This window comes from Agromyces sp. Y782, from assembly GCF_059445405.1.
Window position 1 is genome coordinate 662,496 of sequence record NZ_JCAIUG010000002.1, and the last position, 13,906, is coordinate 676,401.

Annotated in this window: 10 protein-coding genes and 1 tRNA gene; 9 read left to right on the forward strand and 2 right to left on the reverse strand. The window is 67.6% G+C overall.

The window, feature by feature from the left end:
• The 8 genes from trpB (at position 1) to AC1C2S_RS17335 (ending at position 12,665) form a co-directional block, all read left to right on the forward strand.
• Positions 1-1,209 (forward strand): tryptophan synthase subunit beta, encoded by a 1,209-nt coding sequence (gene trpB, locus AC1C2S_RS17300; protein ID WP_495353837.1) that lies wholly within the window; start codon positions 1-3, stop codon positions 1,207-1,209.
• Positions 1,206-1,991 carry a tryptophan synthase subunit alpha gene (gene trpA / locus AC1C2S_RS17305; RefSeq protein WP_495353838.1) on the forward strand — a complete coding sequence of 262 codons (786 nt, stop codon included), beginning with the start codon at positions 1,206-1,208 and terminating at the stop codon, positions 1,989-1,991. Before trpB ends, trpA begins: the two co-directional genes overlap by 4 nt.
• 57 nt (positions 1,992-2,048) lie before the next feature.
• Positions 2,049-3,038 carry a prolipoprotein diacylglyceryl transferase gene (gene lgt / locus AC1C2S_RS17310; RefSeq protein ID WP_495353839.1) on the forward strand — a complete coding sequence of 330 codons (990 nt, stop codon included), beginning with the start codon at positions 2,049-2,051 and terminating at the stop codon, positions 3,036-3,038.
• Positions 3,039-3,137: 99 nt separating this feature from the next.
• Positions 3,138-7,730, forward strand: a complete 4,593-nt coding sequence (gltB, locus tag AC1C2S_RS17315) for a glutamate synthase large subunit (RefSeq protein WP_495353840.1) — start codon at positions 3,138-3,140, stop codon at positions 7,728-7,730.
• Between the two features lie 175 nt (positions 7,731-7,905).
• On the forward strand, positions 7,906-9,363 hold the full coding sequence (locus AC1C2S_RS17320) for a glutamate synthase subunit beta (protein ID WP_495353841.1): 1,458 nt from the start codon (positions 7,906-7,908) through the stop codon (positions 9,361-9,363).
• 75 nt (positions 9,364-9,438) lie between these two features.
• The gene (gene pyk / locus AC1C2S_RS17325) at positions 9,439-10,854 is read left to right on the forward strand and encodes a pyruvate kinase (RefSeq protein ID WP_495353842.1); all 1,416 of its coding nucleotides are present in this window, start codon (positions 9,439-9,441) and stop codon (positions 10,852-10,854) included.
• Positions 10,855-11,038: 184 nt separating this feature from the next.
• Complete coding sequence (locus AC1C2S_RS17330) at positions 11,039-12,082, forward strand: DUF2776 family protein (protein ID WP_495353843.1); 1,044 nt, start codon at positions 11,039-11,041, stop codon at positions 12,080-12,082.
• Positions 12,083-12,410: 328 nt separating this feature from the next.
• Complete coding sequence (locus AC1C2S_RS17335; RefSeq protein WP_495353844.1) at positions 12,411-12,665, forward strand: SRPBCC family protein; 255 nt, start codon at positions 12,411-12,413, stop codon at positions 12,663-12,665.
• A gap of 18 nt (positions 12,666-12,683) precedes the next feature.
• Here the strand turns inward: AC1C2S_RS17335 and AC1C2S_RS17340 are convergent.
• Positions 12,684-12,769 (reverse strand) — tRNA-Leu (locus tag AC1C2S_RS17340).
• Positions 12,770-12,805: 36 nt separating this feature from the next.
• On the opposite strand from AC1C2S_RS17340, the gene AC1C2S_RS17345 reads away from it, so the two are divergent.
• The gene (locus AC1C2S_RS17345; protein ID WP_495353845.1) at positions 12,806-13,411 is read left to right on the forward strand and encodes an ANTAR domain-containing response regulator; all 606 of its coding nucleotides are present in this window, start codon (positions 12,806-12,808) and stop codon (positions 13,409-13,411) included.
• Between the two features lie 72 nt (positions 13,412-13,483).
• On the opposite strand, the gene AC1C2S_RS17350 is transcribed toward AC1C2S_RS17345, so the two are convergent.
• Positions 13,484-13,903 carry a hotdog fold thioesterase gene (locus AC1C2S_RS17350; protein WP_495353846.1) on the reverse strand — a complete coding sequence of 140 codons (420 nt, stop codon included), beginning with the start codon at positions 13,901-13,903 and terminating at the stop codon, positions 13,484-13,486.
• Positions 13,904-13,906: the final 3 nt, after the last annotated feature.

Below are 13,906 nucleotides of genomic sequence, written 5' to 3' on the forward strand. Positions count from 1 at the left end.
ATGGCGCTCAGAGCGCAGACCGGTCCGTATTTCGGCGAATTCGGCGGGCGCTTCGTGCCCGAGTCGCTCATCGCCGCCCTCGATGAGCTCGGCGAAGCCTACGATCTCGCGAAGCTCGATCCGGCGTTCGGCGCCGAACTCGCCGAACTCGGCCGCAGCTACACGGGTCGACCCTCGATCATCACCGAGGTGCCGCGGTTCGCTGCGCACGCCGGCGGCGCCCGGGTCATCCTGAAGCGCGAGGACCTCAACCACACGGGTTCGCACAAGATCAACAACGTGCTCGGTCAAGCGCTGTTGACGAAGCGAATCGGCAAGTCGCGCGTGATCGCCGAGACGGGTGCGGGTCAGCACGGCGTCGCGACGGCCACTGCTGCGGCGCTCTTCGGGCTCGACTGCGTGATCTACATGGGCGAGGTCGACACCGAACGGCAGGCGCTGAACGTCGCCCGAATGCGACTGCTCGGGGCCGAGGTCATCGCGGTGAAGGCGGGCTCGCGCACGCTGAAAGACGCCATCAACGAAGCGATGCGCGACTGGGTCACCAATGTCGAGACGACCAACTACATCTTCGGCACGGTCGCGGGCCCGCACCCGTTCCCCGAGATGGTGCGCGACTTCCAGAAGATCATCGGCGAAGAGGCACGCCAGCAGGTGCTCGATCTCACGGGCGCGCTGCCGACCGCGGTCACGGCGTGCGTCGGCGGCGGCTCGAACGCGATCGGCATCTTCCACGCCTTCCTCGACGACACCGATGTCGCGCTGTACGGCTTCGAGGCGGGCGGTGACGGTGTCGAGACCGAGCGGCACGCGGCGACCATCACGAAGGGGCGCCCTGGTGTGCTTCACGGTGCACGCAGCTACCTGTTGCAAGACGATGACGGCCAGACGATCGAGTCGCATTCGATCTCTGCGGGCCTCGACTATCCGGGCGTCGGCCCCGAGCACTCGTGGCTCGCTGCACTGGGCCGGGCGAGCTACCGCCCGGTCACCGACGCCGCGGCCATGGAGGCGCTCCGCCTGCTCACCCTCACCGAGGGCATCATCCCGGCCATCGAGTCCGCACACGCCCTCGCCGGCACACTCGAACTCGGCCGTGAGCTCGGCCCCGAGGCGACGATCCTCGTGAATCTTTCGGGTCGCGGCGACAAAGACATGGACACTGCCGCACGTTACTTCGAGCTCTACGACCAGGAGAACGCCGAATGAACACGGTCGGTCCCGTCATCCGCCGGCGGAACGACGACGCGCGCGGCGCCCTCATCGGCTATCTGCCGGTCGGGTTCCCGACGTTCGACGAGAGCGTCGAAGCGGCGGTCGCCATGGTCGAGCACGGTGTCGATGCCATCGAACTGGGATTGCCCTATTCGGACCCAGTCATGGACGGCCCCGTCATTCAGGCGGCGACCCAGCAGGCCCTTGCGAACGGCTTCCGTCTCGCCGACGGCTTCGAGGCGGTCCGGCGCATCACCGAGCGGGTGGATGCCCCGGTGCTGATCATGACCTATTGGAACCCCGTCGTGCAGTACGGCGTCGACCACTTCGCCGACGATCTCGCAGCTGCCGGGGGAGCGGGGCTCATCACCCCGGATCTCATCCCCGATGAGGCTGCGGCGTGGATCGCGGCATCCGAGCGCACGGGTCTCGACCGGGTGTTCCTCGCCGCGCCGACGTCGAGCGACGTTCGCATCAGGCAGGCCATCGAGGCGAGCCGCGGCTTCGTCTACGCCGTGTCGACGATGGGTATCACGGGCGCCCGCAGCGACGTCGACCGAGCCGCTCGCACGCTCGTCGAGCGGCTGACCGAAGCGGGTGCGCCCGCGAGCTGCGTCGGTGTGGGCATCTCCACGGCCGCGCAGGTCGCCGAGGTGCTCGAGTACGCAGAGGGCGCGATCGTGGGCTCGGCGCTCGTGAACGCACTTGCGACCGGCGGTGTGCCGGCCGTCGGCGAGCTCGCCGCGGAACTCGCGCGCGGAACCCGCGCGGAGTGAAGTACGCTCATTGAGGCCGTCAGCGGCCGACGCAACTGAGGAAAGGCACAAGCCGGCGTGATCGCACCGTTCAGCATCCCGAGCCCAGACCCCGCGTGGCGCGCATTCGAGATCCCCGTGCCTTGGGGCGTGCTCGTCATCAACACGTACGCGCTCTGCATCCTCGTCGGCATCATCCTCGCCGTCATCATCACCTCGCGCCGGCTGACCAAGCGCGGCGCAGAGCCCGGCATCGTGCTCGACATCGCACTCTGGGCCGTGCCCCTCGGCATCATCGGCGCTCGGTTCTACCACGTGTTCACGCACCCCGCCGATTACTTCGCGGGGCAGGAATGGTGGACCGTCTTCGCCATCTGGGAGGGCGGCAACGCGATCTACGGCGCCCTCATCGGCGGCGCAGTCGGCGTGATCATCGGGTGCAGGTTCACGGGCATCCGTTTCTGGTCGTTCGCCGACGCACTTGCGCCCGGCCTGCTCGTCGCGCAAGCGGTCGGCCGCCTCGGCAACTGGTTCAACCACGAGCTCTTCGGTTCGCCGACAGACCTGCCCTGGGGCCTCGAGATCTCTTCCGACAACGCCGCTTTCCCGGCCGGTCTGGCCGAAGGCACGCTCTTCCACCCCACGTTCCTCTACGAACTCATCTGGAACCTCGCGGGTGCCGCGGTCATCATCCTGCTCGAGCGCAAGTTCAACCTGCGCTGGGGCAAGGCCTTCGGCGTCTACCTCATCTGGTACGGCGCAGGCCGTTCGTTCTTCGAGTCCATCCGCGTCGACCCGAGCGAGATGTTCCTCGGTATCCGGGTGAACGTCTGGGCGTCATTCGCGGCGATCGTCATCGGCATCGTCCTGATCCTCGTGCAGCGCCGCCGCCACACCGGCGACGAGCCGAGTCCGTACGTGCCGGGGCGTGAATGGAGCGCTCCCGATGCTGAGGTAGACTCCGAAGACACCGAGTCCGACTCCGACTCTCTCGACGATGAGGTCGAGGGCGCGAGCGAATCGGGCGAACCGGCGGCCACAAGCCCCAGCCGATCCACCTCGAAGTAGGTACGCCCCAACACCGCGTTCTCCGAAAGCGACGCCGCATCACGCGTTGCGACATCTCCCTTGATGGGCCGACGACGTCCCCCGCTGCACACTTAGTTGATGAGGACGGTTCACGTGTCGCTCACCCCACCCTTCTCGAGGTTCGGTACTGTTCCCGCTGCCCAGGGCATGTACGACCCTGCCGACGAGAAAGACGCCTGCGGCCTCGCGATGGTCGCGACCCTGCGTGGCACGGCCGGGCACGACATCATCACCGTGGCACTCGACGCCCTGCGCAACCTCGAGCACCGCGGTGCCGTCGGCTCCGACGCCGGCACCGGCGACGGGGCGGGCATCGTGACGCAGGTGCCCGACGAATTCCTCCGCGCGGTCACCGCATTCGCGCTTCCGGCCGCCGGGGCGTACGCCGTCGGCAACGCCTTCCTGCCCGTCGACCCCACCGCGCGCAGCAGGGTCAAGCAGGCACTGGTCGGACTTGCGGCATCCGAAGGCCTTTCGGTGATCGGATGGCGCGAAGTGCCCGTGCGACCCGATGAGCTCGGTACTCTCGCCCGTGCAGCCATGCCGGTCGTGCAGCAGCTGTTCGTGCACGCCGTCGCCACCTCGTCGACCGGTGCGTCCGTGTCGGGCATCGAGCTCGACCGGCTCACCTTCCGGTTGCGCAAGCGCGCCGAACGCGAGCTCGAACTCTACTTCGCCTCGCTCTCCAGCCGCACTCTCGTCTACAAGGGCATGGTCACGACCCTGCAGCTCGAGCCCTTCTATCCCGACCTCTCCGATGAGCGCTTCGCATCGAAGCTCGCGCTCGTGCACTCGCGCTACTCGACGAACACTTTCCCGTCGTGGCCGCTCGCCCAGCCGTTCCGCATGATCGCGCACAACGGCGAGATCAACACCATTCAGGGCAACCGCAACTGGATGCGGGCGCGCCAGTCGCAGCTCGAGTCGGAGCTCCTCGGCGACCTCGCGCCGATCCGGCCGATCGTCACACCGGGAGCGAGCGACTCCGCCTCCTTCGACGAGGTCGTCGAGCTCCTGACGCTCGCCGGCCGCAGCCTGCCGCACGCGGTCATGATGATGGTGCCCGAGGCATGGGAGAACCAGACCGAGATCGACGCCGAGCGTCGCGCGTTCTACGAGTACCACTCGATGCTCATGGAGCCGTGGGACGGCCCCGCGGCGATCGTCTTCACCGATGGCGCGCTCGTCGGCGCGACCCTCGACCGCAACGGACTGCGCCCGGGCCGATACGTCGTGACCGACGACGGACTCGTCGTGCTCGCGAGCGAGATCGGCGTGCTCGACATCGATCAGAGTCGCATCGTGCGCAAGGGCCGGCTGCAGCCGGGGCGCATGTTCCTCGTCGACACCGAGGCGGGTCGCCTCATCGAAGACGACGAGATCAAGGCCGAGCTCGCCGCAGCGGAGCCGTGGGGAGATTGGCTCGAGCAGGGTCGCATCCAGTTGGCGGAGCTGCCCGAGCGCGAGCACATCGTGCACCCGCCGGCATCCGTCAATCGGCGTCAGCGCACCTTCGGCTACACCGAGGAAGAGGTGAGGATCCTGCTCGCGCCGATGGCGCGCACTGCGGCGGAACCCCTCGGTGCGATGGGCTCCGACACGCCGATCGCGGTGCTCTCCGAGCGCCCACGACTGCTCTTCGACTACTTCACGCAGCAGTTCGCGCAGGTCACCAACCCACCGCTCGACTCGATCCGCGAGGCAGTCGTCACCTCGCTCGGCACCTCCCTCGGCCCCGAGCGCAACCTGCTCGACGCAGGCCCCGAGCACGCCCGGCAGGTCTCGCTCACGTTCCCCGTGATCGACAACGACGAGCTCGCGAAGATCGTGCACATCGACCCGACGCCCGGGCGCCGTACGACGGTCACGGTGCGCGGCCTCTACCGCTTCGACGAGGGCGCCGACGCGATGCGCAACCGTCTCACGGCGATCTGCGGTGAGGTCGATGAGGCCATCGAGGCCGGAGCCGCCTTCATCGTGCTGAGCGATCGGGACTCCAACAAAGACCTGGCGCCGATTCCGTCGCTGCTCATGCTCTCGGCGGTGCATCACCACCTCATCCGTTCCGAGAACCGCATGAAGGTCGGCCTCGTCGTCGAGGCGGGCGATGTTCGCGAAGTGCATCACGTCGCGCTGCTCATCGGCTACGGGGCATCCGCTGTGAACCCCTACCTCGCGATGGAGACGTGCGAAGACCTCGTGCGTTCGGGCGTGATCACCGGTGTGACGCCCGAAGAAGCGGTGCGCAACGTCATCAAGGCGCTCGGCAAGGGCGTGCTGAAGATCATGTCGAAGATGGGCATCTCGACCATCTCCTCGTATGCGGGTGCGCAGGCCTTCGAGGCCATCGGCCTGGCGCAGGGCTTCATCGACGAATTCTTCACGGGTACGACGTCGAAGCTCGGCGGAGTGGGCATCGATGCGATCGCGGTCGAGAACCTCGACCGGCACACCCAGGCGTACCCGCAAGACGCCGCTGTCCGCGCCCACGAGCGTCTGAGCACGGGCGGCGAGTACCAGTGGCGCCGCGACGGCTCGCCTCACCTCTTCAACCCCGAGACGGTCTTCCGCCTGCAGCACTCCACGAGGAACCGGCGGTACGACGTGTTCCGCGAGTACACCTCGCTCGTCGACTCGCAGGCTGAAGAGCTGATGACGCTGCGCGGCATGTTCGCGCTGCGAACCGGCACTCGGCCGGCAGTGCCGATCGATGAGGTCGAATCCATCGAGTCGATCGTCAAGCGGTTCTCGACCGGTGCGATGAGCTACGGCTCCATCTCCAAAGAGGCGCACGAGTCGCTCGCGATCGCGATGAACCGTCTCGGCGCCAAGTCCAACACGGGCGAAGGCGGCGAAGACCTCGACCGGCTGCTCGACCCCGAGCGACGCAGCGCGATCAAGCAGGTCGCATCGGGCCGGTTCGGCGTCACGAGCATGTACCTCACGCACGCCGACGACATCCAGATCAAGCTCGCCCAGGGCGCCAAGCCCGGCGAGGGCGGTCAGTTGCCGCCGACGAAGGTGTACCCGTGGGTGGCGCGCACCAGGCACGCGACCGCCGGAGTCGGGCTGATCTCGCCGCCGCCGCACCACGACATCTACTCCATCGAAGACCTCAAGCAGCTGATCTTCGACTTGAAGCGCGCGAATCCGAAGGCTCGCGTGCACGTGAAGCTCGTGAGCCAGTCGGGCATCGGCGCGGTCGCCGCCGGCACGGCCAAGGCCCTCGCCGACGTGATCCTCGTCTCAGGACACGATGGCGGCACCGGGGCGAGCCCGTTGAACTCGCTGAAGCACGCCGGCACGCCGTGGGAGCTCGGCCTCGCCGAGACCCAGCAGACCCTCATGCTGAACGGCATGCGCGACCGCGTCGTGGTGCAGGTCGACGGGCAGCTGAAAACCGGCCGAGACGTCGTGATCGGTGCGCTCCTCGGAGCCGAGGAGTTCGGCTTCGCCACCGCACCGCTCGTCGTGCAGGGCTGCGTCATGATGCGCGTCTGCCACCTCGACACCTGCCCGGTCGGCGTCGCGACCCAGAATCCCGAGCTGCGCAAGCGCTTCTCGGGCAAGCCCGAGTTCGTCGTCAACTTCTTCGAGTTCATCGCCCAAGAGGTGCGGGAGTACCTCGCCGAGCTCGGCTACCGATCGATCGACGAGATCATCGGTCGACGCGAACTGCTCGATGTCGACCGTGCCGTCGATCACTGGAAGGCGTCGGGCCTCGACCTCTCTCCGGTGCTCGTCGGCCCCGACTTCGCCGAGGCCGAGCCGCGGCGCAACGCTCGTGCGCAAGACCACGAACTCGACAAGCACTTCGACAACGAGCTCATCCGCCGCAGCAAACTCGTGCTCGAGCGGGGCGGCAGGGTCGAGATCGCCTTGCCGATTCGCAATACCGAGCGTGCCGTCGGCACGATGCTCGGACACGAGGTCACCGCGCGTCGCGGCGAGCACGGCCTCCCTGCCGGATCGATCGACGTCACGCTCACCGGCTCGGCCGGGCAGTCGCTCGGTGCGTTCCTGCCGAGCGGCATCACGCTGCGGCTCGAGGGCGACTCGAACGACTACGTGGGCAAGGGCCTCTCCGGCGGCCAGATCGTCGTCCGTCCGTCGAGCGACAGCGGTTTCGTGGCCGAACGCAACGTGATCGCCGGCAACGTGATCGGCTACGGCGCGACACAGGGCAGCATGTTCATCCGCGGCATCGTGGGTGAACGGTTCCTCGTGCGCAATTCGGGGGCGACCGCGGTCGTCGAAGGCGTCGGCGATCACGCGCTCGAGTACATGACCGGTGGTCTCGCGCTGATTCTCGGCGAGACGGGCCGCAACCTCGGCGCCGGCATGTCGGGCGGCACCGCCTACGTGCTCGGGCTCCGCGAGCGACGAGTCAACCGCGAGTCCCTGACCACCGGAGAACTCGAGCTGACGTCACTCGGCAGTGCCGACCGCGAGATCGTGCGCGACCTGCTCGAACAGCACGTCGCGAACACCGATTCCGCAGTCGCCGCGGCACTCCTCGCTGCCGGCGACGCGGCGTTCGACCGGTTCACCAAGGTGCTGCCGCGCGACTACGCCGCAGTGCTCCGCACCCGTCAGAGCGCGGTCGACGAGGGGCTCGACCCCGACGGAGACGTGGTTTGGACGAGAATTCTGGAGGTGACGAATGGCTGAGACGATCCAGACACCGGACGAGGCTGCGCCCATGAACACGCTCGAGGTGACGAATGGCTGAGACGATCCAGACACCGGACCAGGCTGCGCCCATGAACACGCTCGAGGTGACGAATGGCTGAGACGATCCAGACACCGGACGAGGCTGCGCCCATGAACACGCTCGAGGTGACGAATGGCTGACCCGAAGGGCTTTCTGAAGGTCACCGAGCGCGAGCTGCCCAAGCGGCGACCCGTTCCGGTGCGCATCATGGACTTCAAAGAGGTCTACGAACAGGGCGACCCCGCCCAGCTCCGCCGCCAGGCCGGCCGCTGCATGGACTGCGGCATTCCGTTCTGCCATCAGGGCTGCCCGCTCGGCAACCTGATCCCCGAGTGGAACGACCTCATGTACCGCGGCGAAGGTCGGGCGGCAGCAGACCGCCTCCACGCCACGAACAACTTCCCCGAGTTCACGGGCCGGCTCTGCCCCGCCCCCTGCGAGTCGTCATGCGTGCTCGGCATCAACCAGCCCGCGGTGACCATCAAGCAGGTCGAGGTCTCGATCATCGACCAGGCGTTCGGAAGCGGATGGGTGCAGCCGCAACCGCCCGGTCGGCTCACGGGCAAGACCGTTGCGGTCGTCGGCTCCGGCCCCGCCGGCCTGGCTGCCGCACAGCAGTTGACGCGTGCAGGTCACACGGTCGCCGTCTTCGAGCGCGACGACCGCATCGGGGGTCTGCTTCGCTACGGCATCCCCGACTTCAAGATGGAGAAGAAGCACCTCGACCTGCGCCTCGCGCAGATGACCGCAGAGGGCACCCGCTTCCGTGCCGGCGTGAACATCGGGGTCGATATCACGTGGCCCCAGCTCCGCGAGCGCTACGACGCCGTCGTGGTCGCGACCGGCGCGATCGTGCCGCGTGACCTGCCCATTCCGGGGCGAGACCTGCCGGGAGTGCACTTCGCCATGGATTACCTGACCCAGTCCAACCGCCACCTCGCCGGTGACCAGGTGTTCGATCAGATCACCGCAGAGGGCAAGCACGTCGTCGTCCTCGGTGGCGGCGACACCGGCGCCGACTGCATCGGCACCGCGCACCGACAGGGCGCCCTGTCGGTCACCAACCTCGCAATCGGCAAGGAGCCGGGCGCGAGCCGTCCCGAGCACCAGCCGTGGCCGATGCATCCGACGCTGTTCGAGGTGCAGACCGCGCACGAAGAGGGCGGCAACCGGCAGTTCCTCGCCTCGACGGTCGAGTTCCTCGCGAACGACGCCGGCGAGGTCCGCGCCATCCGCGTGGCCGAGACCGAGTACCTCGACGGGCGCCGAGTTCCGATGGCCGGCACCGAGCGGGAGATTCCCGCCGACCTCGTGCTGCTCGCGCTCGGATTCACCGGCCCCGAGACCGCAGCGCTCGACGAGCAGATGCGGCTGCCGGTCACCGACCGTGGCAACATCGCGCGCGAAGCCGACTATGCGACGGCCCAGCCGGGCGTGTTCGTCGCCGGGGACGCCGGCCGCGGACAGTCCCTGATCGTGTGGGCCATCGCGGAAGGCCGTGCTGCGGCGTCTGCTGTCGACCGCTACCTTGAAGGCGAGACCCTGCTGCCCGCACCGATCCCGTCGACGGCACAGGCGTTCTCCATCTGACCACTGCGCGCCGCACGGCGCGCTTCGACCAACACAACCCAGCGCTTTGCGCAGAATATCGGGAGCACACACCACATGAGACGAGCGAAGATCGTCGCCACCCTCGGGCCGGCGACATCGAGCTATGAGCAGATCCGGGCGATCATCGATGCAGGCATCGACGTTGCACGGATGAACCTCAGCCACGGCAGCTACGACGTGCACGAGGGCGTTTACCAGAACGTGCGCAAGGCGGCGAACGACTCCGGTCGGGCGATCGCCGTGCTCGTCGACCTGCAGGGCCCCAAGATCAGGCTCGGCAAATTCGCCGATGGGCCGCACGAGCTCGCTGAGGGTGACATCTTCAAGATCACCACCGACGACGTGCTCGGCACGCAAGAGCTCGTCAGCACGACGTACAAGGGCCTGCCCGACGACGTGAAGCCGGGCGACTTCCTGCTCATCGACGACGGCAAGGTGCGCGTCGAGGTCGTCGAGACTGATGGCACCGTCGTCACCACCCGGGTCATCGTCGCCGGGCCGGTGTCGAACAACAAGGGCATCAACCTGCCCGGCGTCGCGGTGAATGTGCCCGCGCTCTCCGACAAAGACGAGGCCGACCTCCGCTGGGGTCTCGAGCTCGGCGCCGACCTCATCGCACTCTCCTTCGTCCGCGACGCCTCTGACATCACTCGCGTGCACGAGATCATGGACGAGATGGGGCGACGCGTGCCCGTCGTCGCGAAGATCGAGAAGCCGCAGGCAGTCGACGCGCTCGAAGAGATCACCGAGGCGTTCGATGCGATCATGGTCGCCCGCGGTGACCTCGGCGTCGAACTGCCACTCGAGGCGGTGCCGATCGTGCAGAAGCGCGCCGTCGAGATCGCGCGTCGTCTCGCGAAGCCCGTGATCGTGGCCACGCAGATGCTCGAGTCGATGATCCACAGCCCGGTGCCGACGCGTGCCGAGACCTCCGACGTCGCGAACGCCGTGCTCGACGGAGCCGACGCCGTCATGCTCTCGGGCGAGACGAGCGTGGGAGAGTACCCCGTCATCACCGTGCAGACGATGGCCCGCATCGTCGAGTCGACCGAGCAGCACGGGCTCGACCGCATTCTGCCGCTCGGCACGAAGCCGCGCACTCAGGCCGGCGCGATCACGGCCGCAGCCGTCGAGGTCGCCGACTTCGTCGAGGCGAAGTACCTCTGCGTCTTCACCGAGTCCGGGGAGTCGGTGCGTCGCATGACGCGTCTGCGCTCGAAGATCCCGATCCTCGCGTTCACGCCCGACCCGGCGATCCGACGTCGCCTGGCGCTCAACTGGGGCGTCGAGTGCTACGTTGTCGCCCGCGTCACGCATACTGACCAAATGGTCGGCCAGGTCGACGAGGTGCTCGCCAAGACCGGCAAGGCCGTCAAGGGCGAGAAGGTCATCATCATCTCCGGGTCCCCTCCCGGAATCCCCGGCACCACGAACGACGTGCGTGTGCACGTCGTCGGCGAGGTGCTCTAGCCGTCAGCCCGCGAGGGGTCGGTCCCGTGAGGGCCGCCTCCGCGCGCTCACAGGCGGGTAGCGGATGTCGCGGCATCCGCTGCGCTGCGTGTCGGAATGCGTGGGTAGTCGGCAGGGCGACAGGCCGGAATTCGGTGGTTTGCTAGCATGGAGTCGCAGCACCTCGTCCGCCTGAGGAGTGAGCATGAACCGATCGATCAGCGTTCTCTTCCGTGCGATCCCGTTGGTGATGGGGGCGGTATGCCTCGCGTTCGGGCTCTACGTCCTGTCGGGCGGTGACGAGGCGAACCACTTCGTCGCAGGCCACGTCAACATCGCCCTGACCGCGATCTGCATCGCGCTCTTCACGACCGCCGCGACGATCATTCGCCAGCTCGTCCACCGGTACGGCCGGTTCTGGGTCGTCGCGCTGCCGGTGCTCGGATACGCGGTCGCCCTCGCGACAGTGATCTGGGGCATCACGATCATCGGGCGGGGCGACGACTCGCCGTTCGTCGTGGCCGGTCATGTGGTACTCGGCATCGGGTTCATCGCGGGATGCGTGAGCACCGTGGCGACAGCATCGACCAAGTTCGTACTCATCCAGAAGAGCGCTGCGCGTCCCGTCGGGGGCGGTGCGCCGGAGGGTGCCTACTCACGTGGTGTCGGTGCCATGCTGATCGCGATCCCCGCGCTGCTCGCACTCGTCGGGCTCGTGGTCGCGGTGACCCTCTACGCGAGGGGCGGCGACGCCGCGCTGGTCGCGGGGCATGTCTTGGTCGGCCTGTCGCTGATCTGCTCCGCGCTCGTCGCGCTCGTCGCGAGCATCGTGCGACAGGTCCGCAACGAGTTCGGCGACGCCGAGCGCTACCGCTGGTCGTGGTGGGTCGTCGCGATGGGAACCATCAACGTGGTCCTCGGGTTCGTGGTGCTGTTCGGCTCGGACGATCCGGCGCGCCTCGCTCCCGGGACAGTGCTCATCGGTCTGGGTCTCATCTGCTTCAGCATCCTGTCCAAGGTGCTGCTGCTCGCGCTCGTGTGGCGCCGGGTCTTCGCCCTCGCCAACCGGATTCCGATCATCCCGGTTGGCACGGCGCTCGCATGCCTGTTCTTCGCCGCGTTCCTCTTCGAGGCGACCATGACCGAGTCGGGCTTCTTCGTCGGCGCGCACGTCCTGGTGGGTCTCGGCGCGGTCTGCTTCACGCTGTTCTCGATCGTGTCGATCCTCGAGGCCGGGACGTCGAAGTAGCTCGGACGCCTCAGCGCGGCCCGAGCCCGGCAGAAGGCGCCGGGCCGGTCGGGCCGGCTCCTTGGGCGTTCTCAGAGCGGGCAACGGATGCCGCGGCATCCGTCCCATCGTGCATGCGAGAATGCGTGCGTGGCCGTAGCGTTCGAGTGTCGTACCCGCTTGCCGATCGACGTCGAGACGGCGTTCGACCGGTCGCTCGATGTCGACGCGCACACGGCCTCGATGTCGGCGACACGAGAGCGTGCGGTCGACGGAGTGACCTCGGGCGTGATCGGTCTCGGCGAGGAGGTCACCCTGGCGCGCGTGGCACCTCGGCCTGCCGCTCCGCATGACGAGTCGCATCACGCAGCTCAGCCGGCCGAACTCGTTCGTCGACGAACAAGTGCGGGGGCCGTTCTCGTGGTTCCGGCACGAGCATCGGTTCGAGGCGGCTGAGGGTGGCGGCACGCTCATGATCGATCGAGTGGCCTTCGCCGCGCCGCTCGGCCCGTTCGGACGAATCGCCGAGCTCGTGCTCGGCCCGTACCTTCGTCGTCTCATCGAGCGACGCGGCGCGTTTCTCGCGGCGCCGCCCGGTGAGTGAACTCCGGGTTCGGTCAACTGGTGCCGGTGGTGGGGGTCGAACCCACACGCCCTTTCGGGCAAAGCATTTTGAGTGCTCCGCGTCTGCCATTCCGCCACACCGGCCAAGGGCCTCGCTCAGGATACCGTAGGCTTTCCTGCGTGACAGACACAGAATCAACCCAGCCGGCACCGCGCCGCGTCGTCGTAGCCGAAGATGAGTCGCTCATCCGCCTCGACATCGTCGAGATCCTGCGCGACAACGGCTTCGAGGTCGTCGGAGAGGCCGGAGACGGCGAGACCGCGGTCGCGCTCGCGACCGAGCTTCGGCCCGATCTCGTCATCATGGACGTCAAGATGCCCCAACTCGACGGCATCTCGGCCGCCGAACGACTCTCGAAGGGTCACATCGCGCCGGTCGTGCTTCTCACGGCGTTCAGCCAGAAAGAGCTCGTCGAGCGGGCCAGCGAGGCGGGCGCGCTCGCATACGTCGTGAAGCCGTTCACTCCCAACGACCTGCTGCCCGCGATCGAGATCGCCCTCGCGCGCCACGCGCAGATCATCGCGCTCGAGGCCGAGGTCGGCGACCTCGTCGAGCGTTTCGAGACCCGAAAGCTCGTCGATCGAGCGAAGGGCCTGCTCAACGAGAAGATGGGGCTCACCGAGCCCGAGGCGTTCCGGTGGATCCAGAAGGCATCGATGGACCGCCGTCTCACGATGAAAGACGTCTCGCAGGCGATCATCGAGCAGCTCTCGGCGAAGAAGTAGGCGAAACCGTTCCAGAACAGCGGATGCCGCGGCGACACGTGTCGCCGCGGCATCCGCTGTTCTCGTACCTGCTCAGGTCGCCGGCAGATCTTTGATCAGGTTCGTGATGCGGATCGTCGAGCAGCGTCGGCCCGCGTCGTCGGTGATGGCGATCTCGTGCGTCGTGAGGGTGCGGCCGAGGTGGATCGGCGTACAGACGCCGGTGACCCAGCCGTTCGTCGCGGAACGCGTGTGCGTAGCGTTGATCTCGATGCCGACGGCGAGTCGGCCGGCACCTGCCCAGAGATTCGCGGCCATCGAGCCGAGCGACTCGCCGAGCACGACGTAGGCGCCGCCGTGCAGCAGCATGGCGGGCTGCGTGTTGCCCTCGACCGGCATTCTCGCGACCGAACGATCGACCGAGAACTCGAGGAACTCGATGCCCATCTTCTCGGCCAGGGCGCCGGTTCCGCGCGCCTGCAGGTAGTCGATCGGGTCACTCGTCTGGGTCATGCT

Coding starts and splice junctions, on each gene's coding strand:
- trpB (WP_495353837.1), top strand. CDS start 1: ATGGCGCTCAGAGCGCAGACCGGTCCGTATTTCGGCGAATTCGGCGGG.
- trpA (WP_495353838.1), top strand. CDS start 1,206: ATGAACACGGTCGGTCCCGTCATCCGCCGGCGGAACGACGACGCGCGC.
- gltB (WP_495353840.1), top strand. CDS start 3,138: ATGAGGACGGTTCACGTGTCGCTCACCCCACCCTTCTCGAGGTTCGGT.
- AC1C2S_RS17320 (WP_495353841.1), top strand. CDS start 7,906: ATGGCTGACCCGAAGGGCTTTCTGAAGGTCACCGAGCGCGAGCTGCCC.
- pyk (WP_495353842.1), top strand. CDS start 9,439: ATGAGACGAGCGAAGATCGTCGCCACCCTCGGGCCGGCGACATCGAGC.
- AC1C2S_RS17330 (WP_495353843.1), top strand. CDS start 11,039: ATGAACCGATCGATCAGCGTTCTCTTCCGTGCGATCCCGTTGGTGATG.
- AC1C2S_RS17335 (WP_495353844.1), top strand. CDS start 12,411: ATGACGAGTCGCATCACGCAGCTCAGCCGGCCGAACTCGTTCGTCGAC.
- AC1C2S_RS17350 (WP_495353846.1), bottom strand. CDS start 13,903: ATGACCCAGACGAGTGACCCGATCGACTACCTGCAGGCGCGCGGAACC.